Raw genomic sequence first — 21,821 nt, 5'->3', positions numbered from 1 at the left:
GGCCCGGCCCGCCGTCGCCGCTCCACCCACCGGGCCAACTGCTGTGGCGGTGTGGGCCGTCGGGCCGTGTGCGGGGAGGCGCGTGTCCTCGGATCGCCCTGGGCGGGGGCTGCCGTCGGCAGGGCAGCCGGGGGCGGGCACAGGCACGCTTGCTGCCTGCCCGAGTACTGCGCGCTCCGGTGCCTTGCGGTCGCACCCGGCGCCCCCTTGGCCGAAGCGCCGTCGCTGCTCCTTCCTCCAGGAGCGCGCGAAGCCGCACCGCGACGGCGCAGGTGGGTGGGCCGACCGCCCTGGCGGGGTGGGCTGTCGGGCCGTGCGCGGGGAGGCGCGTGTCCTGGGAACGGGGTTCCTGGTCGCGATGTCCCCGGGCACATCCGTCCCCGTGCTCCCGGTGGGTGCGTGCCGCGGTCACGCGCGCCGGAGGCCGGGCGGCCGGGCGCTCCCTCTGGGGACGGACCCGGGGGAGTCGCGACGCCCCGTCTCCGGCGATGTCACGCCTCGCCGTGGCTGCCGAGCGCCGCCAGCGGGCCCGTGCGTCGTGGCTTGCGGGGGAGTCGCGATGCCCCTGTCTCCGGACGTGCGGCCATCCGGCACCCTGGGCTGGAGGCGTCACCGCGTGGCGGAAACCCCTAAACCTCACCGTGTTTTCGTGCGCGCCGTCGTGCGCCACCGCCGAACCGTTTCCGCCCTGCACGGCGCACGCGCGGGCGGCACCGCCGTGCGTCCGCTGTGGTGTTGTTCACGGTGGTGTGCGCGCTCGCCGTGCCGTTTCCGGGATTGGGTGAGACGGCCTTGGGCAGGTGTCGACCGGTTGCCGGGCGGCGTGCGTCGCTCGGTTAGGCTGACGCGATCGCCAGCCGCCGCCGACCCCCGCACCGTGGAGACCGTGACCAGCACAGCATCGTCCGCCGTCCCGTCGTCCCACCACCTCTCGCCCGCCTTCCCGGGCCGCGCCCCCTGGGGCACGGCGGGGAAGCTCCGGGCCTGGCAGGAAGCCGCCATGCAGGAGTACCTGCGGACGCAGCCACGGGACTTCCTCGCCGTCGCCACACCCGGCGCGGGCAAGACGACGTTCGCCCTGACCCTCGCGTCCTGGCTGCTGCACCACCACGTCGTGCAGCAGGTGACCGTCGTCGCGCCCACCGAGCACCTGAAGACCCAGTGGGCCGAGGCGGCGGCGCGGATAGGCATCCGCCTGGACCCGGCGTACAGCGCCGGTCCCGTGGGCCGCGACTACCACGGTGTCGCGGTCACGTACGCGGGCGTCGGCGTGCGGCCCATGCTGCACCGCAACCGCAGCGAGCAGCGCAAGTCCCTCGTGATCCTCGACGAGATCCACCACGCCGGTGACTCCCGGTCCTGGGGCGAGGCGTGCCTGGAGGCGTTCGAGCCCGCGACGCGGCGGCTGGCGTTGACCGGCACCCCGTTCCGCTCGGACACGAACCCGATCCCGTTCGTCGCCTACGCCGAGGGCAACGACGGTATCCGCCGCTCCGTCGCCGACTACACGTACGGATACGGCAGCGCCCTCGGCGACGGCGTCGTGCGGCCGGTCATCTTCCTCTCCTACAGCGGCAGCATGCGCTGGCGCACCAAGGCGGGCGACGAGATCGCCGCCAAACTCGGCGAGCCGATGACCAAGGACGCCACCTCCCAGGCGTGGCGCACCGCGCTCGACCCCAAGGGCGACTGGATGCCCGCCGTCCTCAGCGCCGCCGACCGCCGCCTCACCGAGGTGCGCCGCTCCATCCACGACGCGGGCGGCCTCGTCATCGCGAGCGACCAGGAGTCCGCCCGCGCGTACGCCAAGCTGCTGCGCGAGATCACCGGGCACGGCGCCACCCTCGTCCTGTCCGACGACGCGGGTGCCTCCGGCCGCATCGAGGAGTTCCGCGCGTCCGAGGACCGCTGGATGGTGGCCGTGCGGATGGTGTCCGAGGGCGTGGACGTGCCGCGGCTGGCGGTCGGGGTGTACGCGACGACGATCTCGACGCCCCTGTTCTTCGCCCAGGCGGTGGGCCGCTTCGTCCGCTCGCGGCGCCGGGGCGAGACGGCCTCGGTGTTCCTGCCGACCATCCCCTCCCTGCTGGGCTTCGCGCACGAACTGGAGGTCGAGCGCGACCACGTGCTCGACAAGCCGAAGAAGGCGGCGGACGAGGACCCGTATGCCGAGGAGGAAGCCCTCCTGCGCGACGCCGAGCGCGAGAAGGACGAACCCGACGGCGAGCAGGACCAACTGCCCTTCGAGGCGCTGGAGTCGGAGGCCGTCTTCGACCGGGTGATGTACGACGGCGCCGAGTTCGGCATGCAGGCGCACCCCGGCAGCGAGGAGGAGCAGGACTACCTAGGCATCCCCGGGCTCCTCGAACCCGACCAGGTGCAGCTGCTCCTCCAGCGGCGGCAGGCACGGCAGATCGCCCACAGCCGCCGCAAGCCGGACGAGGAGGCCGACCTCATCGAGCTGCCCGCCGAGCGGCGGCCGGTCGTCTCGCACAAGGAGCTGATGGAACTGCGCCGCGAGCTGAACTCGCTCGTCGGCGCCTACGCCCATCAGTCGGGCAAGCCGCACGGCGTCATCCACACCGAGCTGCGCCGCGCCTGCGGCGGCCCGCCGAGCGCGGAGGCCACGGCCGGTCAGCTCAGGCAACGGGTCGCCAAGGTCCGCGAGTGGGCCACCCGCATGCGCTGAGCCCTCCGGGCAGGGACGGCCGCGGACGGTGACCCGTTCGTGGTCGGCCGCGTCCCGGCCCAGGTGCCCGGGCCCGCAACGCCCGGCTACGGAAGGCGCGTTCAGCGCGAGCAGGTCGATCCGGAGCCCGGTCGAGTGCCCCGGGGGCCTCCCGCACCGCGTCCCCGTCCGCGTCGGGACGCCCGGGGCCCAAGCCGCCCTGGACCGGATCGGCACCCGCCCACCCACCGAAGCCCGGCGCCCCGCAAGGACGCCCTCCGATGCACGAGGTGATCCTGCCCCCGCCCGCCGTTCCCGCGGGTGGCACGGCGTGGTCGCCCGCCCCGGCCGCTCGCATCGTGGACGCCCTCTTCCGGCGACTGGGACGCGGCGGTAGTTTCCGAACGCCCGTCCGCCCGCGGCAATGTGGCCCCGGAGAGGCCCCGGCCTCCGCACGGTCCTGTTCAGGAAACCCGTGCCCGCCGCCCACGGGACCGGCGGCGCGCACCTCACCGAAGGGGGGCGCCCGTTGACCGCGGAGACCTCTCAGACACTCGACCGGGGACTGCGTGTCCTCAAACTCCTCGCCGACACCGACCAGGGGCTGACGGTCACCGAGCTGGCGCGCCGCCTCGGCGTCAACCGCACCGTCGTCTACCGCCTGCTCGCGACGCTCGAACAGCACGCCCTCGCCCGCCGCGACGCGACCGGCCGCGCCCGGGTGGGCGTCGGCGTGCTCGGCCTCGGCCGCCAGGTGCACCCGCTGGTGCGCGAGGCGGCGCTGCCCGTGCTGCGGTCGCTCGCCGACGACGTGGGCGCCACCGCGCACCTGACCGTGCCCGACGGCACGGACGCGCTGACCGTCGCCGTCGTCGAGCCGACGCGGGCGGGCTACCACGTCGCGTACCGCACCGGTTTCCGCGAGCCGCTCGACCGGGGCGCCGCCGGGCAGGCGATCCTGACCGGCCGCTGCAAGGACATCGACGACGAGGACGGCTACGTCCTCACCCGCGCGCTGTCCCCCGCCCGCGCCGCCGCGGCCGCCGCCCCGCTGCCGGCCGACTGCGGCGTCGAGGGCAGCGTGGGCGTCGTGATGCTGCACGAGACCGTGCCGCCCGGTGTCGGGCCACGGGTCGTCAGGGCCGCGCGGGAGGTGGGGGCCGTCCTGCGTTAGATTCGCTGGCATGCCCGCCGCCAAGACCGCCGCATCCGCGCCCGCCCCGCCGCCGGCCCGGCTCGCGGGGCCACGCCGTACCCTGCTGCTCGCCGTGTGCGGCGTCCTCTTCGCGGCGCTGCTGGCCGTCGCGGCGCTGGCGCCGCTGCCGTTCGCCGTCACCCACCCGGGTGACACGGCGGACGTGCTGGGCGAACGGGACGGCGAGGCGGTCATCACGATCACCGGCGCGCCGGTGCGCGAGACCGAGGGCGAGCTGCGTCTGACGACCATCCAGGCCACCGCCCCGGACGCCACCGTGCGCCTCGCCGACGTGGTGCGCGGCTACTTCGCGGGCGACCAGGCAGTCCTGCCGCGCGACTCCGTCTACCCGGAGGGCGACTCCACCGAGGAGATCCGCGAGCACAACGCCGACGAGATGCGCCGGTCGCAGGACGACGCCGTGACCGCCGCGCTCGCCTTCCTCGGCATGGACGAGGACGACGTCACCGTCGAACTGAACCTCGCCGACGTCGGCGGCCCGAGCGCCGGGCTCCTCTTCTCGCTCGGCATCGTGGACATGCTCGACGGCGACGGCAGCGGCGGCGACCTGACGGGCGGCGCCACCGTCGCGGGCACCGGGACCATCGACGGCGAGGGCGAGGTGGGCCCGGTCGGCGGCGTCGCGCTCAAGACGCAGGCGGCGCGCCGCGACGGCGCGACCGTCTTCCTCGTCCCCGCCGACGAGTGCGGCGACGCGACGGCCGACACGCCGGACGGGCTGCGCCTCGTCCCGGTCAGCTCGCTGAGCGGCGCGGTGGAGAGCCTGCGCGCGCTGGCGGCGGGGGAGAACGTGCCCAGCTGCTGAGCCGCTCACCGCCCCTCGGCGGCGGCCTCCGCGTGCCGCCAGATCACCCCGGCGACCGGTGCGCCGCGCAGCGCGCCGGTCAGCACGGTCCTGACGAGCCCGCCCGCGACCCTGACGTACGGCGCCAGCCCGGTGCCCAGCGCCCGCGCGTCGAGCATCACGAGGCCGCGCAGCACCTCGTAGTGCACGCCGGTCGCGAGGAAGAACTCCGCCCACCCCGGATCGCGGCGCGACGCGCGCAGGTCGCCCGGCCCGTACGCCACCAGCGGCGGCGCGATCCGGCCGAACGTCTCGCGGAACGCCGCCCGGTCGGCCATGAAGGAGGCGCTGGGGAAGACGAGGAACTCGGGCGCGCGGGCACGGACGCGTTCGGCCTCGGCCGTCAGCGCCAGGAGGTACCGCAGCCGGGACGACGGCCCCGTGGGCACGGGCAGGCGGCCCGCGCCCCGGTCGGTGAAGATCTGCCCGGCGACCTCGTCGGGCCGCAGGTGGCCGAGGAAGGACTCGACCATGCGGCGCCTGACGTCCAGCGCGAGCGACAGGTCGGGCCCGCCGCCGCGCAGGTGCTCCGTCAGTTCGGCGATCAGCGCGCGCGCCGCCGCCGGATCGGTGAAGTTGAGCGCGCGGTCGAAGCGGAAGCCGCCGAGCCGCTGGGCGACATGGGCGAAGAACATGCCCGGGTTGACGGGGACGAACGGGTACAGCGGCGGCGCGCACGCGTTCAGCGCCAGGTCGCAGGCGTAGGCGAAGCCGACGTCCGCGGCGGCGGTCGGCGTGCCCACGAACTGGTCGAACACCGTGCGCGCCACACCGTAGACGCCCGTCCGGGGCCGCGACAGGTCGAACGCGAACTTCCCGGCCGGTGCCCCCGCGTCGCGGTGGCCGTCGATCGCCGCCTTGAGCAGCCGGTGCGTCTCGCTCTGCCGCGCGGCGCCCTCCATGAGGTGCCGCGCGCCCACGGACCAGCGGTTCACCTCCAGCATCTCGGTCGTGACCGGCAGGTGGCCGTCCGGCGCTTCGAGGAACGCGCGGTACTCGCGCACGCGCGGCGAGCCGGCGAGCAGCCTGCCCATGGCCTCGGCGGTCAGCGGCGCCAGCTCGTCCCACAACGGGCCGCGCCCGGCCGCGACGAGGACGTCCAGGTCGCCCCGGCGGCAGCCGAAGAAGAGCCGCCGGGTCGCCTCGAAGCGCTCCCACCGGCCCAGCGGGCCGGCGAACCGCTTCTCGTGCGCGAGCAACGGCAGGTCGCCGGCGCGCAGTTCCTCCAGCGGGAGCTGCTCCACCATGCCCGTCTGGAACTCCAGCAGCAGCGTGCCGAAGAGGCCCGCGTTCGTGCCGACGTGCTGGAGCCAGTGGTGCCGCTCGTGCAGCAGCGCGGCGAGGAGGGCGACCCGTTCCTCGTGGGTGGTGTCCTCGCGCAGGTCGCGGGCGAGTTCGAGCCGGACCGCGACCGGATCGACCCGGCCGAGGCCGCTGTGGAAGGCGGTGGGGGAGACCTCAGTCAGATGGCTCTTCAGCCGTGATCTCACGGACAAGCTGCTCGACCTCGCGACCGTCGCCGAGGTGACCCTCGTAGGTCACCGACTTCTTGGTGCCCGACCGCGTGACGCTGATCCGCACGCGCTTGCCGGAGATGTGCGCGATCAGCACGTCGCGCACCGCCTTCAGCGCCCCCGCCGAGACGGCCGAGACGACGAGCGTCTGCCAGCCGGACGTCAGCAGCGCGACGCCGGACGGATCGCTCTCGTGGAACGACACCCCCGGTACGTCGATCTCCGTCAGCGCCTCCTCCAGCGCGGCGAAGTGCTCCTCGGCCGCGCTGAGTTCGACCACGACGCGCGTCGCCGCGCCGTCCGCCGCCCCGATGTGTGTCCCCGTCATGGCACGAGCGTAACGACCGCCGCCGCCCGGGGGAACGGCGTCGGGCCCGCGCACGGGAACCGCCCCCGCGAGTGCAGGTCGCGGGGGCGGTTCGTGGGGGGTGGTGTCCTTGATGATTCCCCGGACGGGCGGCTTCACGCCCGGCGACGGGCAGGAGAGGCCCCGGGAACGGGGGTGGCGCGGGGTGGTGCGCCGCCGCCCGAGGGGGAGTTCACGGGCGGCTCTCGCCCCCGTCGTCCGCCGGGCGGGCGGTGAGCAGCGCGAACAGGCACTCCTCCGCGTCGATCTGGTCGGCCTCCTCGCCGGGCGGCACGACGCGCAGCGTCCGTTCCAGCCAGGCCGAGACGACCGGCGCGGGCGCCTTCAGCAGCGCGTCGCCGTCCGGCGACCTGAGCGCGAAGAAGATGACCCGCCTGCTGTCGGGCCCGCTCGGCCACACCCGTACATCGCCCTCCCCGCAGGGCCGGAACACCCCCTCGACCAGCAGGTCGCGCGCGAACGTCCACTGCACCGGCGCGTCCGAGCCGATGTGGAAGGTGACATGCACGGCGAACGGATCGTTCGACCGGTACACCAGCCGCGCCGGTACGGGGACACTGCGTTCCGCCGAGAGCACCAGCTCGATGTCGAGCTCCCGCTCGATGATGGTGTGCATGAGATGAGCCCTCTCTCTCCTGTGCTGTCGTCGCGGCCCGCCCGGCGGCCCGCACACAAGAGACAGAGGGGCCCACCCGAAGTTCATTACGCGGTTTCCCGGAATTGATTCCGGCATCCTCCGCGCGCCGCCGCGCCGCGCGGGTCGACCCGCGCCGTAATCCGCTGGACCGCCCCGCCCCGCGCGCGGACAGTGGGGAGCATGCCTCCCACGCACCACGCTCCCTTCCTGCCAGGACTGCGGCTCTCCCAGCATCTGTTCGAGGAGGCGGTGCGGCCCCTCCTGGCCGCCGGACTGCCGGGGCTGCGGTACGCCGCGGCCCGCGTCGGGAGCGGCTCCGAGGTCCTCGGCTTCGACTCGGCACGCTCGGCCGACCACGACTGGGGGCCCCGCCTCACCCTCTTTCTCACCCCCGGCGACGCCGCGGCGCAAGGGCCCGCCATACGCGAACTGCTCGCCGTCCGGCTGCCGAAGGACGTACGCGGCTGGCCCACGCACTTCGAGAGCAGCCCCGACCCGCTCGACCCCGTCGGCATCATGGCCCGCACGGACGGCCCGGTCGCGCACCGCGTGGACGTCACCGACGTGGACTCCTGGCTCGCCGACCGCCTCGGCCTGCACGGCGCGCCCGCCACCGCCGACTGGCTCGCCATGCCCCAGCAGCGCCTCGCCGAGGTCACGTCCGGCGCCGTCTTCCACGACACCACCGGCGAACTCACCGCCGCACGCGACCGGTTGGCCTGGTACCCCGACCAGGTGTGGCGCCATCTCCTCGCCTGCCAGTGGCAGCGCATATCCCAGGAGGAGGCCTTCCCGGGGCGCTGCGCCGAGGCGGGCGACGACCTCGGCGCCGCCGTCGTCACAGGCCGCCTCGTCCGCGACCTCATGCGCCTGTGCCTCCTGCTGGCCCGCCGCTACGCGCCCTACAGCAAGTGGCTCGGCAGCGCGTTCGCCCGCCTCCCCGTCGCCGCGACGCTCACCCCGCACCTGCGCGGCGCGCTCGCCGCCACCGGAGCCGCCCTGCGCGAGCGGCACTTGTGCGAGGCGTACGAGCAGGTCGCCGCCGTACAGAACGAGTCGGGGCTCGCGCCGCCCCTCGACCCCACCCGCCGCCCGTTCCACGGCCGCCCGTACCTCGTCATCGGCGCCCAGCGCTTCGCCGAGGCGCTGCGCGCGACCGTCACCGACCCCGCGCTGCGCGGCCTGCCGCTCACCGGCGCGGTCGACCAGTGGGCCGACAACACCGACTTCCTCGGCCTGCACGCCCCGGCCAGGGCGGCGGTGCACGCGATGTGAGGCCGCCCGCACGGCCGTTGCCCGCGCCGGACCACAACCGCCCGCCCCGCGCTTTCGTTATCGTCCTGTCCAGGCCCGGGGGGAAACGCACGGGTCCCCTGGCGACTACCATGCTGAACCGGTAGCGCGACAGACTGTACGGACCGTACGGACGAGGAGATTCGGACCGCGTATGAGCTCCCCACCCGCAGGAGACGGCCCGGGGCCCAACTGGTATCCGGACCCGTCCATTCCCGGCTACATCCGGTACTGGAACGGCACCGCCTGGGTGCCGGGCAGCAGCCGGCCCGAGCCGCGGGAGGGCGAGCCCGTCCCCACCCCGCCGACCGGATCGGCCGCGCCCGCGCCCGGACCGGCCCAGGAACCGCCCAAGCACGAGACGCAGCCGTTCTTCTTCGACGAGGACAGCCTGGCGGCCGGCGGCGGACGGCGTGTCCCCGGACAGGCGTCCGGCGGCGCCCTGCCCGAACTCCGGCGGCGCGGCGACGTCGCGCCCGCCTCGGGCGGCGGCACGCACGACGGCGGCGAACGGCGCGCCCCCTGGGGCTCGGACGAGGACGTCAGCGCCTCGCCGTCCGCCGCCGCGGCCCGCGGCTCCGACCCGCGCGGCAGCTTCGGCCGCACCCCGGCCGACGGCGTACCGGGCACCCCGGAGCAGCGGGACCCCGAGGTGACGGACCCGAAGACGGCCGCGCTGCGCAGGACCGACACGGACAACTCCTGGGAGCGGCAGGTCCACGACCTCGCCAGGCAGGCCCTCAACACCCCGCCCCAGGGCGGCACCGTCCCGCCCGCCCGGGTGAGCCCGCCGCAGGGCGTGCCGAACGCGCCGGAGCAGCAGGGCCGCGTCAGCCCGCCGCAGGGCGTGCCCGCCCAGCAGGGCCCGCCGCCCGGCTACGGCTACCCCCAGCAGGGCGCCGCGCAGCAGCGGCCGACCCCGCCCGGCGGTTACGGCTACCCGCACCAGCAGCAGGCCGCGCCGGGCGGTTACGGCTACCCGCCGCCCGTCCAGCAGGGCGCCCAGCCCGGCGGCTACGGCTACCCCCACCAGCAGGTGCCGGGCGCGACCCCGGCGCAGTCCCCGTTCCTCCAGTCGCACGAGGGCGCGCCGCTGACGATGGTCGGCCGCCTGGCGGAGCCGGACAGGCAGTACCCGGCCACGCTGGGGCGGCGCCTGATGGCGCGGATCGTCGACACGCTGCTGCCGCTGATCGCGGCGGCGGCCGTCGCGTGGCCGCTGCTCGGCAGCGCGCGCGACCACATCCAGGAGCAGATCGACGCGGCGGAACGCGCCGGTGTCACCCAGCAGATCTGGCTGGTGGACGGCACGACGGGCGGCTACATCGCGCTCGTCCTCGGCGTGTTCCTGGGCGTGGGCCTGCTGCTGGAGGCGCTGCCGACGGCCATCTGGGGCACGACGCCGGGCAAGGGCCTCTTCGGCGCCCGCGTCGTGGACCTCCAGCAGCAGGAGAAGCCGTCGTTCGGCAAGGCGCTGCTGCGGTGGCTGGTGTTCAACGCGTCGGCCCTGTTCGTCGTCGGCGTCGTCAGTCTGCTGATGGGCGCGCGGGACAGGCCGTGGCGGCAGGCGTGGCACGACAAGGCGGCCGGGACGTTCGTGGCCGGGAAGCCCGGCAAGGCGGGCAAGGGGGCCAAGGCGGGCAAGGGCGGGGAGCCGGAACCGGCCGCGGGCTGACCCCCGGGCGGCCCAGTGCCGTGACCCGATCGCCCGGCGCCGGATGCGCGGGGCGGCGGGCCGGGGTGCACTGGGCCACATGACCACCGATCAGCCGCAGCCTGGCAACGACGGCGATCCCGACCGCGACCGGCCGCCCGGCGCGTCCGGCGGGCCCACAGGACCCGACCCCGGCATCCCCAAGGCACCGCCGCCCGGCGACCCGTACGGCGCCAACCCGTACGGCAACGCTGCGGGCGCCACCGACCCGCTCGCCGGGATGCCGCCGCTGCCCTCCCGCTTCCGGCGGCTGATCGCGCGCATCATCGACGCGATCATCGTGGGCGTCCCGGTGTCCCTGCTCCTGTGGCCGCTGCGCGGTGACTACGACTGGAACGAGAACGCGGGCACCGGCGGTTCGTGGACGCAGCAGGCCATCATGCTGCTCGTCTACTTCATCTACGAGGGCCTGATGCTCAGCGCCCGCGGCCAGACGCTCGGCAAGATGGCCGTGCGCATCCGCGTCGCGATGCTGGACGACGGCGCGGTGCCGCGCGGCAACGCGGCCTGGAACCGCGCCGGTGTCTACTCCCTGCCGCAGCTGCTGCCGTGCATCGGCTTCCTGTTCTGGCTCGTCAACGTGCTGTGGTGCACGTGGGACCAGCCGTACCGCCAGTGCCTGCACGACAAGTCGGCCCGCACGGTGGTGGTATCGGCCGTCTGACCGGCCCGTGCCTCAGACGCGGACGCCGGTACGGGCACGGGCGGCCCGCGCGGTGCGGCGTTCCGGCGCCGTCGCGAGCGCGGCCAGCGTGCCGAGCGCCAGGGACAGGGCGGCGACGAGCGCCAGGGCCGCCGCCGAACCCGAGGGGATGACGAGGAGCAGCACCAGCGCGCTGCCGACGACGGTCGCCGAACCGGAGACGAGCTGCGCGGGGGCCGGGTGCGGCATGTCGGTTCCGTCCTCGTGGAGGTGCCTGGCGCGACGGTGAACGGCCGCCGCTCGAACGCTTCTACGCCCCTCGATGCCCTCGCCGCGAGCGGGGTAAGCGCCGGGCGCGGACCGGGTGGGAGCACGGGGGGCGCACGGCCGTCCGGGTGAGGTGACGCGCCGTCAAGAGCCGAACGGACGCCCGCTCGGGGACGGCCGGGACAGTGGCCTCCCTACAAGCGGCTGGGAGAGATCTTTAACAGCGAAGCGTGACAGCTTCATTGCCGCATGTGTTCGATTTGGTGAATTCGCAGGTCAGAGGCTATTTTGCTGACTACCCCTCGACGGACGGCGGCCGGGCGCGTAAAGATGTGTTCCATGTCCGATGGAGGTTTCGTCCAGCTGCCGGACGGCAGTGTCGTCGTCGCGCTCGTGCTCCCGCACCCGGGGGACCAGGGGCGCACCGTCCGCGTGCTGGTCCATGCCGCGAACCGCCCGCGGGCGCTCACGCGCCTGCGGAACCTCGGCCTGCGCGTCCTCGCGCTCCGGGGCAACGGGGCGCCGCCCACCCCCGACGAGATCTCGGCCGTCCTGCACCACCCGGACGGCGCGGTCTGGCGCCCGTCGTCCTGCGACGTGGCGGCGAGCTGGTGCCCGATGCCGCGGCTGGTGGGCCCGGCACGCCGCAGACGCCGCTCGTACCCGCACCGCCACGGCCACGCACTCCCCGCACCCGCCACGCCGCAGGGCGTGACGAACGGCGCACGCCAGGGCGCGGCACGCCACTGACGGCACGGCCCCGCCCGGGGAACGCGCACGGAACCGCGTATGGCGGCACGGTCCCCTCACCGGGCGTTCCCGCTGCCGGTGTGGCCATGAGGATGCGGCCCGCCGCACCGGGAACGGTCCGTAGCGGGCGCGGACCGGTGTCGCCGGAGGTGGCCGCCGGCCCGCGGACCGTGCCCCGCGACCCCGCCCGGGAACAGCGCCGGACCGTTTCCGGCCGTCCTTCGCGGCCACACCGCGACAGCGGCGCGTCGCCCCACCCGCGCCCCACACCGGACCGCTCCCGGGGCGGCGGACCCGCAGTCGCCGCGCCGGGCAGCCTGCCGGGGCCAGCGGGCAAGCGGGTCGGCGGGCCGCTCCTCATGGCGGCAGCGGCGGAAGCAACGCCCGGGGGACCTGTCGCACCCGCCGCGACCCGGCCCGCGCCGGTCGCTTCCGGGCGGCGGGCCCACAGCCGTCACGGGCCGAGGACACTGGGCGGCCAGCCCTACGCGGCACCCAGCGCCGGACCGTCCGCCGGGTGCACGCGTCCTCCGGACTGCTGCCGCCGCCGGTGTCCCCGTCGGGAGCGGCTGCCCGGCGTCCTGTGTCGCGCGGCGACCGTGGGCTCGCCGCCTCGGAGGCCGTCCAGCGCGGGCGCGGGTGGGGGCGACGCGTCGCTGTCGCGGTGTCGCCGTTCCCGGACTGCCGCTTCCGCTGGTGTCCCCCTCCGGAGGCTGCCGGCGTCCCGGGCCGCGTGGCGACCGTGGCCCGCTGCCCGGGGGCGTTTCCGGTGGCGGTCGTGGGCGGGTGCCCTGCGTATCCCCGGGCGCTGCCTCGACTGCCCGCTGCCGTCCCCCGGGCAGTCCGTGGGCCGGGACGGCCGTCGTCCGCCGTCCCCGGGGCGGGTCCCGCCGCGTACGGCGGGGGGTGGTCAGGTGGTGACGACGGGCTTGCCCGTCAGTTCCACGCCCGCCGCCGCCAGCTCGTCCAGCGCCTTGTCCGTCGTCTCCCGCGCCACCCCGGCCGTCAGGCTCAGCAGGACGCGCGTCGTGAAGCCCTCCCGCGCCGCGTCCAGGGCCGTGGCGCGGACGCAGTGGTCCGTCGCGATGCCGACGACGTCCACCGCCGTCACCTCCCGCGCCCGCAGCCACTCCGCGAGGCCCGCGCCGGACTCGTCCGTCCCCTCGAAGCCGCTGTACGCCGCCGAGTACGCGCCCTTGTCGAAGCAAGCGTCCACGGACCCGGCGGTGACGGCGGGCGCGAAGTTCGGGTGGAAGCCGACGCCCTCCGTCCCGGCGACGCAGTGGCGCGGCCAGGAGTGGACGAAGTCCGGGGTGTCCGAGAAGTGGTCGCCCGGCGCGATGTGGTGGTCGCGGGTGGCGACGACGTGGTCGTACGCGGGCGTGGCCGCGCCGATGAGGTCGGTGATCGCGGCGGCGACGTCGGCGCCGCCCGTGACCGCGAGACTGCCGCCCTCGCAGAAGTCGTTCTGGACGTCGACGACGATCAGGGCGCGGTGCATGTGATGGGACACCCCTTCGAGTGAGTTCGCGCGGCCGGGTCCGAGCCTACGGTGCCTCGCCCGCCGCGTCAGGCGGAGGGCGGGGTCAGGTAGCGGGTGGGGAGGGCGGGTTCGCCGCGCGAGAGCTGCGTGGCCGACAGCGGCAGGCCCGCGCGGGCCCGTACGTGGCGGTCGCGCGCCGCGTCGAGGCGTTCGCGGGCGACGGCGCGGCCGCCCCGTACCAGCGGCACCAGCAGCTGCCGGCCGGCGTACTGGGCGGGCACCTCGCCCGTCCCGATCACCTCGGCGGTGGCGACGCCCTCCTCGTCCACCGGCCTGGCCGCCCACTTCCGGCCGCCGACGGACAGCTTCCCGCCGCTCGACCTCTTGGCCACCGGCACGAGCGGCGCCCCGGGATCGTCCCCGGCCCGCGCGACGAGCTTGTAGACCATCGAGCACGTCGGGTGGCCGCTGCCGGTCACCAGCTGCGTGCCGACGCCGTACGCGTCCACCGGCGCCGCCGCGAGGGAGGCGATGGCGTACTCGTCCAGGTCGCTGGTGACGACGATGCGCGTGTCGTGGGCGCCCAGTTCGTCGAGCTGCCGCCTGACCTGGTGGGCGACCATCAGCAGGTCGCCCGAGTCGATCCGCACCGCGCCGAGCCCGGGGCCCGCCACCTCGACGGCGGTCCGCACGGCCTCGCGGACGTCGTACGTGTCGACCAGCAGCGTCGTCCCGCGGCCGAGCGACTCGACCTGCGCGGTGAACGCCTGGCGCTCGCTGTCGTGCAGCAGCGTGAAGGCGTGCGCGCTGGTGCCGACGGTCGGGATGCCGTAGCGGAAGCCCGCCGCCAGGTCCGAGGTCGTGGAGAAGCCGCCGACGTACGCCGCGCGCGACGCCGCGACGGCCGCCAGCTCGTGCATGCGGCGGGCGCCCATCTCCATGAGCGACCTGCCGTTGGCGGCGACCGCCATGCGGGACGCGGCGGCGGCCACCGCCGAGTCGTAGTTGAGGATCGACAGGATCACCGTCTCCAGCAGCACGCACTCGGCGAACGTCCCCTCGACGCGCAGCAGCGGCGAGCCGGGGAAGTACACCTCGCCCTCGGGGTAGCCGTCGATGTCGCCGCCGAAGCGGTAGTCGGTGAGCCAGGCGACGGTCGGGTCGTCCACGATGTCCCGCTCGCGCAGGAAGCCGAGGATCGCGGGGTCGAAGCGGAAGTTCTCGACGGCGTCGAGCATCCGCCCCGTGCCCGCGACGACGCCGTAGCGGCGGCCGTCGGGCAGGCGGCGGGTGAAGACCTCGAACACCGACCTGCGGTGCGCCGTGCCGGACCGCAGGGCGGCCTGGAGCATGGTCAGCTCGTACTGGTCGGTGAACAGGGCGGTGGAGGGCACCGCCACCGGCAGGCCCGCCGCGTCGTTCTCAGCATCCATGGCGGTCAGCGTACACCCCATCTCGTCAGTTTGACGATATTGGGGGGCGGGGCGTTCGTTTGACCTCCCGGGGGGCGGCGGTGGCAGCATGGGAGGCGTGAGTGCTGCGATGCCCATGGAAGTCGAGCGCACGGAGACCGACGAGGCACCGGTGGAGGCCCCGCTGCCCGAGGTGCCATGGGTCACGGTCGTGCACAACGACCCGGTGAACCTGATGAGCTATGTGACCTACGTCTTCCAGTCCTATTTCGGCTATCCGAAGGACAAGGCGACCAAGCTCATGCTCGACGTCCACAACAAAGGGCGCGCGACGGTCTCGCAGGGCAGCCGCGAGGAAATGGAACGGGACGTGCAGGCCATGCACGGATATGGCCTCTGGGCGACGCTTCAGCAGGAACGGTGATGGCGGCACTTTTCGAGACGAGCGGCGACGGCGGCGCGGCCGTCGCGCTGGACGAGCGGCAGATCTCCATCCTCCGGAGCCTGGCCGTGCAGCTGCTCGAACTGATCGGTCCCGGCGCGGGCCCGGCGGACGGCGACGCGGACGACCCCCTCGCCGCGCTGTTCGCCGAGGGGCCGAGCGAGCCGCCCTCGGACCCGGCGCTCGCCCGGCTGTTCCCGGACGCGTACGGCGAGCCGGGGCAGGAGCGGGACGAGGAGGCCAGGCGTCTTTCGGCGGAGTTCCGGCGGTTCACCGAGACCGAGCTGCGCACGGCGAAGCGGGAGAACCTGCTGCTGATGGTGCGCGGTCTGGACGCGGCGGCGGGTGACGCGTCCGAGTCCGGCGGCGGCGCGGTGCTCACGCTGTCGCGGGACGACGCGCGCCGCTGGCTCGGCGCGCTGAACGACCTGCGGCTCGCCATCGGCAGCCGGCTGGGCCTTTCGGATGACGCGGACAGCGAGCGTCTGTTCGACATTCCGCCGGACGATCCGGAACGTCCGCTGGTCATCGCGTATTCGTGGCTCGGCCACCTCCAGGAAACCCTTATCGAAACGCTGATGCCTTGATCCGATAATCACGGAATTCGCGTGGCGGGTCGGTAATCTCCTGCCATGGCGAGCGACGGATCATGGACCGACCGCATCGACACGGCCGTCAATGACGTATTCGAACCTGTTCGCGATGTCCTGAACGCCGTCGTCTTCTGCGAGATCGAGATCGCGGGCAGTCCCTTCCCGCTCATCGTCGGCTGGCTCGTACTGGCCGGGCTGCTGTTCACCGCCGGTTTCGGCTTCGTCCAGGTCCGCCGCTTCGGCGCCGCCGTCAAGCTCGCGGCCGGGCGGTACGAGCAGCCGGACGCGCCGGGCGAGGTCACGCACTTCCAGGCGCTCACGTCCGCCCTGTCCGGCACCGCCGGGCTCGGGAACATCGCCGGTGTCGCCATCGCCGTCTCGGTCGGCGGCCCCGGCGCCACCCTGTGGATGATCCTGTGCGGCTTCCTCGGGATGGCGACGAAGTTCGTCGAGTGCACCCTCGGCGTGAAGTACCGCGACATCGACGCCGAGGGCCGCGTCTCCGGCGGCCCCATGCAGTACCTCACCAAGGGGCTCGCCGAGCGGGGCAGGCCGCGCCTCGGCCGCTTCCTGGCGCTGCCCGCCGCCGCGATGATCCTCTTCTTCGCCTTCTTCGGCGGCAACCTCTTCCAGGTCAACCAGTCCCTCGAACAGCTCGCCACCGCCACCGAGGAGCACACCCCGTTCTTCACCGGCTCGGCCGGGGCGCTGCTGTTCGGGCTGGTCGTCGCCGTGCTCACCGCGCTGGTCCTCGTCGGCGGGATGCGGGCGATCGGCAGGGTGACCAGCCGCCTCGTCCCCGCGATGACGGTCCTGTACGTGGTCGCCTGCCTCGTCGTCCTGCTCGCCAACGCCCCGCACATCCCGGACGCCGTGGCCACCATCTGGCGGGAGGCGTTCCGGCCCGAGGGGGTCGCGGGCGGGGTGGCGGGGGCGCTGATCACCGGCTTCCAGCGCGCCGCGTTCTCGAACGAGGCGGGCGTCGGCTCCGCGCCCATCGTCCACTCGGCGGTGAAGACGCGGCGGCCCGCGACCGAGGGCCTGGTGGCGCTGCTCGAACCGTTCGCCGACACCGTGGTCCTGTGCACCATGACGGCGCTCACCATCGTCGTCGCGGGCGCGCCGAGCTACGCCGCCGCCCGCGAGGCCGCCGCGTCGGGCGGCGACGGCGGGGACACGACGGCGGGCATCTCGCTCACTTCGGACGCCTTCGCGACGGCGCTGCCGTGGTTCCCCGTGGTGCTGACGGTCGCCGTCTTCCTCTTCGCCTTCGCCACGATCATCACGTGGGGCTACTACGGGCTCAAGGCGTGGTCGTACCTCTTCGGCCGCGGCCGGATCGCGCAGGGGGCGTACAAGACGCTGTTCTGCGCGATGATCGTCGCCGGGGCGCTGCTGTCGCTCGGCACACTGGTGGACCTCGCGGACGTCTTCCTCTTCCTGGCCGCCGTCTTCAACATCACGGGCCTCTACCTGCTCGCGCCCGTCGTCCGCGAGGAGCTGCGGAAGGTGGACGTCCACCTGCGGCGCCGCGACGCGGGGCTGCCGGACGAGGAGGACGGGGACGCCGGGCCGCCGGAGGACGACCCGGGCCCGCCCGCGGGGTCCGTCACCCTCACGCAGTGAGCCGCGGGGCGCGTTCTACGCTGGCCGCATGCTCACCATCACCCAGGACCTGGTGGACCGGATCGTCGCGCACGCCCGCGCCGACCACCCCGACGAGGCGTGCGGCGTCGTCGCGGGCCCGGCGGGCAGTGACCGCCCCGAACGCTTCATCCCGATGCTGAACGCGGCGCGGTCGCCGACGTTCTACGAGTTCGACTCCGGCGACCTGCTGAAGCTCTACCGGGAGATGGACGACCGCGACGAGGAGCCCGTCGTGATCTACCACTCGCACACCGCCACCGAGGCGTACCCGTCGCGCACCGACATCGGCTACGCGAACGAGCCGGGCGCGCACTACGTCCTGGTGTCCACCGCCGAGTGCGGCGACGGCGAAGGGCCGGTGTCCTTCCGGTCGTTCCGCATCCTGGACGGCGAGGTGACGGAGGAGGAGGTGCGGGTCGTCTGACCTGCGGTCCACCCTCCGGGACGAATACGTCCATATGATGAACCGATCGCTGGCGGGGCTGGGGAATCGATACGATGCCGCCATGGTTCCCCCTGGCGTGAGCGACGAGATCCGGGCCGGCGGCGTGCTGCTCGTGGCACGTCTGCACGTCGATCTGTGCCGTCTCGCCGGCGCCCTGTGTCCGCCGCTCCGCTGATCACCGCCGACCGCGACTGATCCACGAACGGCACGCGCCGCCCGTCCGAGCCACCCGAGCCGAGTTCTCTCCTGGAGCCCCCATGGCCATCGAGGTCCGCATCCCGACCATCCTGCGCAGCTACACCGACGGCCGGAAGGCCGTCGACGGCAGCGGTGACACCCTCGCCGAGCTGTTCGCGGACCTGGACGCCAGCCACCCCGGCATCCGGGAGCGGCTGGTCGACGGCGGCGAGCTGCGCCGCTTCATCAACGTCTACCTGAACGACGAGGACGTCCGCTTCCTCGACGGCATCTCCACCGCGCTCAAGGACGGGGACAGCGTGACGATCCTCCCCGCCGTCGCCGGAGGCATGCGCTGATGCGCTTCGACTCCCCGCTGGCAGCCGTCGGCAACACCCCGCTGGTCCGGCTGCCGCGGCTCTCCCCGGCCGAGTCGGTCCGGGTCTGGGCGAAGCTGGAGGACCGCAATCCGACAGGTTCGATCAAGGACCGGCCCGCGCTGTTCATGATCGAGCAGGCCGAGAAGGACGGGCGCCTCACCCCCGGCTGCACCATCCTGGAGCCGACGTCGGGGAACACCGGCATCTCCCTCGCCATGGCCGCCCGGCTCAAGGGCTACCGGATCGTGTGCGTGATGCCGGAGAACACGTCGTCCGAGCGCCGCGAGCTGCTGGCCATGTGGGGCGCCGAGATCATCTCCTCCCCGGCCGCCGGGGGCTCCAACACCGCCGTCCGCGTCGCCAAGGAGCTGTCCGCCGAGCACCCCGACTGGGTGATGCTCTACCAGTACGGCAACCCCGACAACGCGGGCGCCCACTACGCCACCACAGGCCCGGAGATCCTCGCCGACCTGCCGTCCGTCACCCACTTCGTCGCCGGACTCGGCACCACGGGCACCCTGATGGGCGCCGGGCGCTACCTGCGCGAACAGCGGCCCGGCGTGCAGATCATCGCCGCCGAGCCGCGCTATGACGACCTGGTCTACGGGCTGCGGAACCTGGACGAGGGCTTCGTGCCCGAGCTGTACGACGCCTCCGTCCTCACCTCCCGCTACTCCGTCAGCTCCGAGGACGCCGTCGCCCGCACGCGTGAACTCCTCTCCCAGGAGGGCATCTTCGCGGGCGTCTCCACCGGCGCCGCGCTGCACGCCGCGCTGGGCACCGCCCGCAAGGCGCTCGCGGCGGGCGAGGAGGCGGACATCGTCTTCGTCGTCGCGGACGGCGGCTGGAAGTACCTCTCCACGGGCATCTACACCGCCGCGTCCACCGAGGAGGCCGTCGCCCTGCTGCACGGGCAGCTCTGGGCGTAATCACGGAAGGCGCACGGTCGGCCACGTATCGTCACATGGGTGACCGTACGCAGCTACTCCCTCGCGCAGCCGGCCGCCGAGCAGTCCGTCTGGACCAGGATCAGAGCGCGGGACTCCGTCGTCCGGCGCCTCGACTGGTGGCTGCTCGGGGCGGCCGGCGTCCTCGCCGTCCTCGGCGCCCTGCTCGTCTACTCGGCCACCCGGGGCAGGACCGACCTCAACAACGGCGACCCGCAGTACTTCCTGCTGCGCCACATCCTGAACCTCGCCATCGGCGGCGGGCTCGCCGCCGTGATGGTGTGGCTCGGCCACACGCGGCTGCGCAACGCCGTCCCGGTCCTGTACGTCCTGTCCCTGCTGATGTCGCTGGCCGTCCTCAGCCCGCTCGGCTCGTCCATCAACGGCTCCCGCAGCTGGATCCAGCTGCCGGGCGGCTTCGCGTTCCAGCCGTCCGAGCTGGTGAAGGTCGGCGTCATCCTGGCCGTCGCGACGCTGCTCGCCGCGTCCCTGGAGAGCGACCAGCGCCCGCGCCCCGACACGCGCGCCGTGCTCCAGGCGCTCGGCCTGGTCGCGCTGCCCGCCGCGATCATCATGCTGATGCCGGACGTCGGGCAGACGATGGTCCTCGCCGCGATCACGCTCGGCGCGCTCATCGCGTCGGGCACCGGGCGCGGCTGGATCCTCGGGCTGATCGGGCTCGGCGTGGGCGGCGCGCTGGTGGTGTGGCAGGCGGGGCTGCTGGACGCGTACCAGATCAACCGCTTCGCCGCGTTCGCCAACCCGTCGCTCGACCCGGCGGGCGTCGGCTACAACACCAACCAGGCGCGTATCGCGATCGGTTCGGGCGGGCTCACCGGGCAGGGCCTGTTCCACGGGAGCCAGACGACGGGTCAGTTCGTGCCCGAGCAGCACACCGACTTCATCTTCACGGTCGTCGGCGAGGAGCTGGGCTTCGTCGGCGCGGCGTCCGTGATCGTGCTGATCGGCGTGATCCTGTGGCGCGGCTGCCGCATCTCCATGGGGGCGCCGGACATGTACGGCACGATCGTCGCCGCGTCGATCGTCGCGTGGATCGCCTTCCAGGCGTTCCAGAACATGGGGATGGCGCTCGGCATCATGCCGGTCACCGGTCTGCCGCTTCCGTTCCTGTCGTACGGGGGATCGTCGATGTTCGCGATCTGGATCGCGGTGGGACTGCTGCTGGCCATCCGCGTCCGCTCCCGTAGCAGGATGTGATCACTCCCGGCGGTCCTCCCGGTCCTCCCCGCCGTCCCCCCGGCGGCGCCCCCGGCCGGGCCGTCCGCCGATGCGCCCGGCCCCGTCCACCAGCGCCGCCACCAGCCCGAGAACCGCCACCGCCGCGAGTGCCAGCCACCACATTCCGTCCACATTCGCGACGGTACCCCGCGCTGGTGATTCCGCCCACACCGCGGCACGCGCGAGGCACGGCACGGTCCGAAGCGACTTAGAGTCGTTCGAACCCCACTACGGAGGTTCCCCCTTCCATGAAGCTCACCGTCGTCGGCTGTTCGGGGTCATTCCCGTCCGCGGACTCGGCCTGCTCCAGCTATCTCGTCGAGGCCGAGGGATTCCGGCTGCTCCTCGACCTGGGCAACGGTGCCCTCGGGGAGCTCCAGAAGTACTGTGGGCTGTACGACATCGACACCGTCGCGCTCAGCCACCTGCACACGGACCACTGCATCGACATGTGCGCGTACTTCGTCGCGCGCTACTACCGCCACGAGGGCGGCCGGTGCCCGCAGGTCCCCGTGTACGGTCCGGCCGGCACCGAGCAGCGGCTCACCACGGCGTACGACGACGTCCCCACGGACAGCGCGATGAGCGACGTCTTCGCGTTCCGCACGCTCGTGCCGGACAGCCCCTTCGCCGTCGGCCCGTTCACCGTCACGGCGCACCGCGTCACGCACCCGGTCGAGACGTACGGCTTCCGCATCGAGCACGACGGCCGTGTCCTGTGCTACTCGGGCGACACGGGCCGCTGCGAGGGACTCACCGAACTGGCGCGCGGCGCCGGGCTGTTCCTGTGCGAGGCGTCGTTCACCGACGGCAAGGAGGACCTGCCCGAGGTCCACATCAACGGCCGCGAGGCGGGGGAGTGCGCCCAGCGCGCGGGCGCCGAGCGGCTCGTCCTCACGCACATCCCGCCGTGGACCGACGCGCAGGTCAACCTCTCGGACGCCAAGGCCGCGTTCGAAGGACCCGTCGAACTGGCGAGGCCCGGGGCCGTCTACGAGATCTGAGGCGCGGCACTAGTGCTGTGGCCGGGGAGGTTTGCCGGGTCACGGGGTCCGGTGCGGTGCATCGCAAGGCGCCGGATCGCAGCTCGTACTCGGCCGTACTCGCGCGATTCGGTAACGCAGCGAGGTGCCGTACCGGGCG

23 protein-coding genes are annotated in these 21,821 nt (G+C 73.9%); 16 read left to right on the top strand and 7 right to left on the bottom strand.

Annotated elements, in window-relative coordinates; genetic code table 11:
- Positions 1 to 886: 886 nt before the first annotated feature.
- The 3 genes from ACIBPC_RS22810 to ACIBPC_RS22800 all read left to right on the top strand — a co-directional run bounded on the left by ACIBPC_RS22810 (position 887) and on the right by ACIBPC_RS22800 (position 4,689).
- A complete protein-coding gene (locus ACIBPC_RS22810) occupies positions 887 to 2,689 on the top strand; it encodes a DEAD/DEAH box helicase (protein WP_362961869.1) in 1,803 nt (600 codons plus the stop codon).
- Positions 2,690 to 3,197: 508 nt separating this feature from the next.
- Positions 3,198 to 3,842 (top strand): helix-turn-helix domain-containing protein, encoded by a 645-nt coding sequence (locus ACIBPC_RS22805; protein ID WP_362961867.1) that lies wholly within the window; start codon positions 3,198 to 3,200, stop codon positions 3,840 to 3,842.
- 10 nt (positions 3,843 to 3,852) lie between these two features.
- Entirely contained in the window at positions 3,853 to 4,689 is an 837-nt protein-coding gene (locus ACIBPC_RS22800) for a S16 family serine protease (protein WP_398847060.1), read from the top strand.
- 5 nt (positions 4,690 to 4,694) lie between these two features.
- On the opposite strand, the gene ACIBPC_RS22795 is transcribed toward ACIBPC_RS22800, so the two are convergent.
- The 3 genes from ACIBPC_RS22795 to ACIBPC_RS22785 all read right to left on the bottom strand — a co-directional run bounded on the left by ACIBPC_RS22795 (position 4,695) and on the right by ACIBPC_RS22785 (position 7,225).
- Positions 4,695 to 6,218 carry a hypothetical protein gene (locus ACIBPC_RS22795; protein WP_398847058.1) on the bottom strand — a complete coding sequence of 508 codons (1,524 nt, stop codon included), beginning with the start codon at positions 6,216 to 6,218 and terminating at the stop codon, positions 4,695 to 4,697.
- Entirely contained in the window at positions 6,187 to 6,570 is a 384-nt protein-coding gene (locus ACIBPC_RS22790) for a hypothetical protein (protein WP_362961861.1), read from the bottom strand. Before ACIBPC_RS22790 ends, ACIBPC_RS22795 begins: the two co-directional genes overlap by 32 nt.
- Before the next feature lie 211 nt (positions 6,571 to 6,781).
- Positions 6,782 to 7,225, bottom strand: a complete 444-nt coding sequence (locus ACIBPC_RS22785) for an SsgA family sporulation/cell division regulator (RefSeq protein WP_362961859.1) — start codon at positions 7,223 to 7,225, stop codon at positions 6,782 to 6,784.
- Between the two features lie 201 nt (positions 7,226 to 7,426).
- Between ACIBPC_RS22785 and ACIBPC_RS22780 the strand changes: the two genes are divergently transcribed.
- The 3 genes from ACIBPC_RS22780 to ACIBPC_RS22770 all read left to right on the top strand — a co-directional run bounded on the left by ACIBPC_RS22780 (position 7,427) and on the right by ACIBPC_RS22770 (position 10,917).
- Positions 7,427 to 8,521, top strand: a complete 1,095-nt coding sequence (locus tag ACIBPC_RS22780; RefSeq protein ID WP_398847055.1) for a DUF4037 domain-containing protein — start codon at positions 7,427 to 7,429, stop codon at positions 8,519 to 8,521.
- A 172-nt stretch (positions 8,522 to 8,693) separates the two neighbouring features.
- Positions 8,694 to 10,214: an RDD family protein gene (locus ACIBPC_RS22775; RefSeq protein ID WP_398847053.1), complete on the top strand. Its 1,521-nt coding sequence runs from the start codon at positions 8,694 to 8,696 to the stop codon at positions 10,212 to 10,214.
- A gap of 79 nt (positions 10,215 to 10,293) precedes the next feature.
- Entirely contained in the window at positions 10,294 to 10,917 is a 624-nt protein-coding gene (locus ACIBPC_RS22770; protein ID WP_362961853.1) for an RDD family protein, read from the top strand.
- Between the two features lie 12 nt (positions 10,918 to 10,929).
- On the opposite strand, the gene ACIBPC_RS22765 is transcribed toward ACIBPC_RS22770, so the two are convergent.
- Positions 10,930 to 11,145 (bottom strand): hypothetical protein, encoded by a 216-nt coding sequence (locus ACIBPC_RS22765; RefSeq protein WP_398847051.1) that lies wholly within the window; start codon positions 11,143 to 11,145, stop codon positions 10,930 to 10,932.
- A 357-nt stretch (positions 11,146 to 11,502) separates the two neighbouring features.
- Between ACIBPC_RS22765 and ACIBPC_RS22760 the strand changes: the two genes are divergently transcribed.
- A complete protein-coding gene (locus ACIBPC_RS22760; RefSeq protein ID WP_398847050.1) occupies positions 11,503 to 11,913 on the top strand; it encodes a hypothetical protein in 411 nt (136 codons plus the stop codon).
- 910 nt (positions 11,914 to 12,823) lie between these two features.
- Here ACIBPC_RS22760 and ACIBPC_RS22755 read toward each other — a convergent pair.
- Both ACIBPC_RS22755 and ACIBPC_RS22750 read right to left on the bottom strand, forming a co-directional pair.
- Positions 12,824 to 13,414, bottom strand: coding sequence for an isochorismatase family protein (locus tag ACIBPC_RS22755; protein WP_398847049.1), 591 nt, complete (start codon positions 13,412 to 13,414; stop codon positions 12,824 to 12,826).
- Positions 13,415 to 13,482: 68 nt separating this feature from the next.
- Positions 13,483 to 14,829: a nicotinate phosphoribosyltransferase gene (locus tag ACIBPC_RS22750; RefSeq protein ID WP_398847047.1), complete on the bottom strand. Its 1,347-nt coding sequence runs from the start codon at positions 14,827 to 14,829 to the stop codon at positions 13,483 to 13,485.
- A gap of 88 nt (positions 14,830 to 14,917) precedes the next feature.
- Here ACIBPC_RS22750 and clpS point away from each other — a divergent pair, with 88 nt between their 5' ends.
- The 8 genes from clpS (at position 14,918) to rodA (ending at position 20,657) form a co-directional block, all read left to right on the top strand.
- Complete coding sequence (gene clpS, locus ACIBPC_RS22745) at positions 14,918 to 15,232, top strand: ATP-dependent Clp protease adapter ClpS (protein ID WP_362961843.1); 315 nt, start codon at positions 14,918 to 14,920, stop codon at positions 15,230 to 15,232.
- Complete coding sequence (locus ACIBPC_RS22740; RefSeq protein WP_398847046.1) at positions 15,232 to 15,837, top strand: DUF2017 domain-containing protein; 606 nt, start codon at positions 15,232 to 15,234, stop codon at positions 15,835 to 15,837. The genes clpS and ACIBPC_RS22740 overlap by 1 nt, the downstream gene beginning before the upstream one ends.
- Before the next feature lie 45 nt (positions 15,838 to 15,882).
- Positions 15,883 to 17,469 carry an alanine/glycine:cation symporter family protein gene (locus ACIBPC_RS22735; protein ID WP_398847044.1) on the top strand — a complete coding sequence of 529 codons (1,587 nt, stop codon included), beginning with the start codon at positions 15,883 to 15,885 and terminating at the stop codon, positions 17,467 to 17,469.
- Between the two features lie 28 nt (positions 17,470 to 17,497).
- Positions 17,498 to 17,914 carry a Mov34/MPN/PAD-1 family protein gene (locus ACIBPC_RS22730; protein WP_398847042.1) on the top strand — a complete coding sequence of 139 codons (417 nt, stop codon included), beginning with the start codon at positions 17,498 to 17,500 and terminating at the stop codon, positions 17,912 to 17,914.
- Between the two features lie 82 nt (positions 17,915 to 17,996).
- Positions 17,997 to 18,110 carry a putative leader peptide gene (locus ACIBPC_RS22725; RefSeq protein ID WP_362961835.1) on the top strand — a complete coding sequence of 38 codons (114 nt, stop codon included), beginning with the start codon at positions 17,997 to 17,999 and terminating at the stop codon, positions 18,108 to 18,110.
- 82 nt (positions 18,111 to 18,192) lie between these two features.
- Positions 18,193 to 18,471 carry a MoaD/ThiS family protein gene (locus ACIBPC_RS22720; protein WP_398847040.1) on the top strand — a complete coding sequence of 93 codons (279 nt, stop codon included), beginning with the start codon at positions 18,193 to 18,195 and terminating at the stop codon, positions 18,469 to 18,471.
- Entirely contained in the window at positions 18,471 to 19,421 is a 951-nt protein-coding gene (locus ACIBPC_RS22715) for a cysteine synthase (RefSeq protein WP_362961831.1), read from the top strand. The genes ACIBPC_RS22720 and ACIBPC_RS22715 overlap by 1 nt, the downstream gene beginning before the upstream one ends.
- A gap of 39 nt (positions 19,422 to 19,460) precedes the next feature.
- Positions 19,461 to 20,657, top strand: coding sequence for a rod shape-determining protein RodA (gene rodA, locus ACIBPC_RS22710; protein ID WP_362961829.1), 1,197 nt, complete (start codon positions 19,461 to 19,463; stop codon positions 20,655 to 20,657).
- Here the strand turns inward: rodA and ACIBPC_RS22705 are convergent, their stop codons facing one another.
- On the bottom strand, positions 20,658 to 20,810 hold the full coding sequence (locus tag ACIBPC_RS22705) for a hypothetical protein (RefSeq protein ID WP_398847038.1): 153 nt from the start codon (positions 20,808 to 20,810) through the stop codon (positions 20,658 to 20,660).
- Positions 20,811 to 20,926: 116 nt separating this feature from the next.
- Here ACIBPC_RS22705 and ACIBPC_RS22700 point away from each other — a divergent pair, with 116 nt between their 5' ends.
- A complete protein-coding gene (locus tag ACIBPC_RS22700; protein ID WP_362961827.1) occupies positions 20,927 to 21,682 on the top strand; it encodes an MBL fold metallo-hydrolase in 756 nt (251 codons plus the stop codon).
- The last annotated feature ends 139 nt before the right edge of the window (positions 21,683 to 21,821 follow it).

Source organism: Streptomyces sp. NPDC049879, assembly GCF_044461265.1.
Lineage (GTDB): Bacteria > Actinomycetota > Actinomycetes > Streptomycetales > Streptomycetaceae > Streptomyces.
Note: the sequence above shows the minus strand (reverse complement) of the source record. Positions and strands in the feature narration are given on the sequence as shown.

Excerpts from the sequence above, each read along its gene's own strand:
- ACIBPC_RS22700 (WP_362961827.1), top strand. The coding sequence starts at position 20,927 with ATGAAGCTCACCGTCGTCGGCTGTTCGGGGTCATTCCCGTCCGCGGAC.
- ACIBPC_RS22765 (WP_398847051.1), bottom strand. The coding sequence starts at position 11,145 with ATGCCGCACCCGGCCCCCGCGCAGCTCGTCTCCGGTTCGGCGACCGTC.
- ACIBPC_RS22725 (WP_362961835.1), top strand. The coding sequence starts at position 17,997 with ATGGTTCCCCCTGGCGTGAGCGACGAGATCCGGGCCGGCGGCGTGCTG.
- ACIBPC_RS22775 (WP_398847053.1), top strand. The coding sequence starts at position 8,694 with ATGAGCTCCCCACCCGCAGGAGACGGCCCGGGGCCCAACTGGTATCCG.
- ACIBPC_RS22735 (WP_398847044.1), top strand. The coding sequence starts at position 15,883 with ATGGCGAGCGACGGATCATGGACCGACCGCATCGACACGGCCGTCAAT.
- ACIBPC_RS22720 (WP_398847040.1), top strand. The coding sequence starts at position 18,193 with ATGGCCATCGAGGTCCGCATCCCGACCATCCTGCGCAGCTACACCGAC.
- ACIBPC_RS22770 (WP_362961853.1), top strand. The coding sequence starts at position 10,294 with ATGACCACCGATCAGCCGCAGCCTGGCAACGACGGCGATCCCGACCGC.
- ACIBPC_RS22800 (WP_398847060.1), top strand. The coding sequence starts at position 3,853 with ATGCCCGCCGCCAAGACCGCCGCATCCGCGCCCGCCCCGCCGCCGGCC.
- ACIBPC_RS22760 (WP_398847050.1), top strand. The coding sequence starts at position 11,503 with ATGTCCGATGGAGGTTTCGTCCAGCTGCCGGACGGCAGTGTCGTCGTC.
- ACIBPC_RS22750 (WP_398847047.1), bottom strand. The coding sequence starts at position 14,829 with ATGGATGCTGAGAACGACGCGGCGGGCCTGCCGGTGGCGGTGCCCTCC.
- ACIBPC_RS22785 (WP_362961859.1), bottom strand. The coding sequence starts at position 7,225 with ATGCACACCATCATCGAGCGGGAGCTCGACATCGAGCTGGTGCTCTCG.
- ACIBPC_RS22755 (WP_398847049.1), bottom strand. The coding sequence starts at position 13,414 with ATGCACCGCGCCCTGATCGTCGTCGACGTCCAGAACGACTTCTGCGAG.
- clpS (WP_362961843.1), top strand. The coding sequence starts at position 14,918 with ATGGGAGGCGTGAGTGCTGCGATGCCCATGGAAGTCGAGCGCACGGAG.
- ACIBPC_RS22790 (WP_362961861.1), bottom strand. The coding sequence starts at position 6,570 with ATGACGGGGACACACATCGGGGCGGCGGACGGCGCGGCGACGCGCGTC.
- ACIBPC_RS22730 (WP_398847042.1), top strand. The coding sequence starts at position 17,498 with ATGCTCACCATCACCCAGGACCTGGTGGACCGGATCGTCGCGCACGCC.
- ACIBPC_RS22740 (WP_398847046.1), top strand. The coding sequence starts at position 15,232 with ATGGCGGCACTTTTCGAGACGAGCGGCGACGGCGGCGCGGCCGTCGCG.
- ACIBPC_RS22715 (WP_362961831.1), top strand. The coding sequence starts at position 18,471 with ATGCGCTTCGACTCCCCGCTGGCAGCCGTCGGCAACACCCCGCTGGTC.
- ACIBPC_RS22780 (WP_398847055.1), top strand. The coding sequence starts at position 7,427 with ATGCCTCCCACGCACCACGCTCCCTTCCTGCCAGGACTGCGGCTCTCC.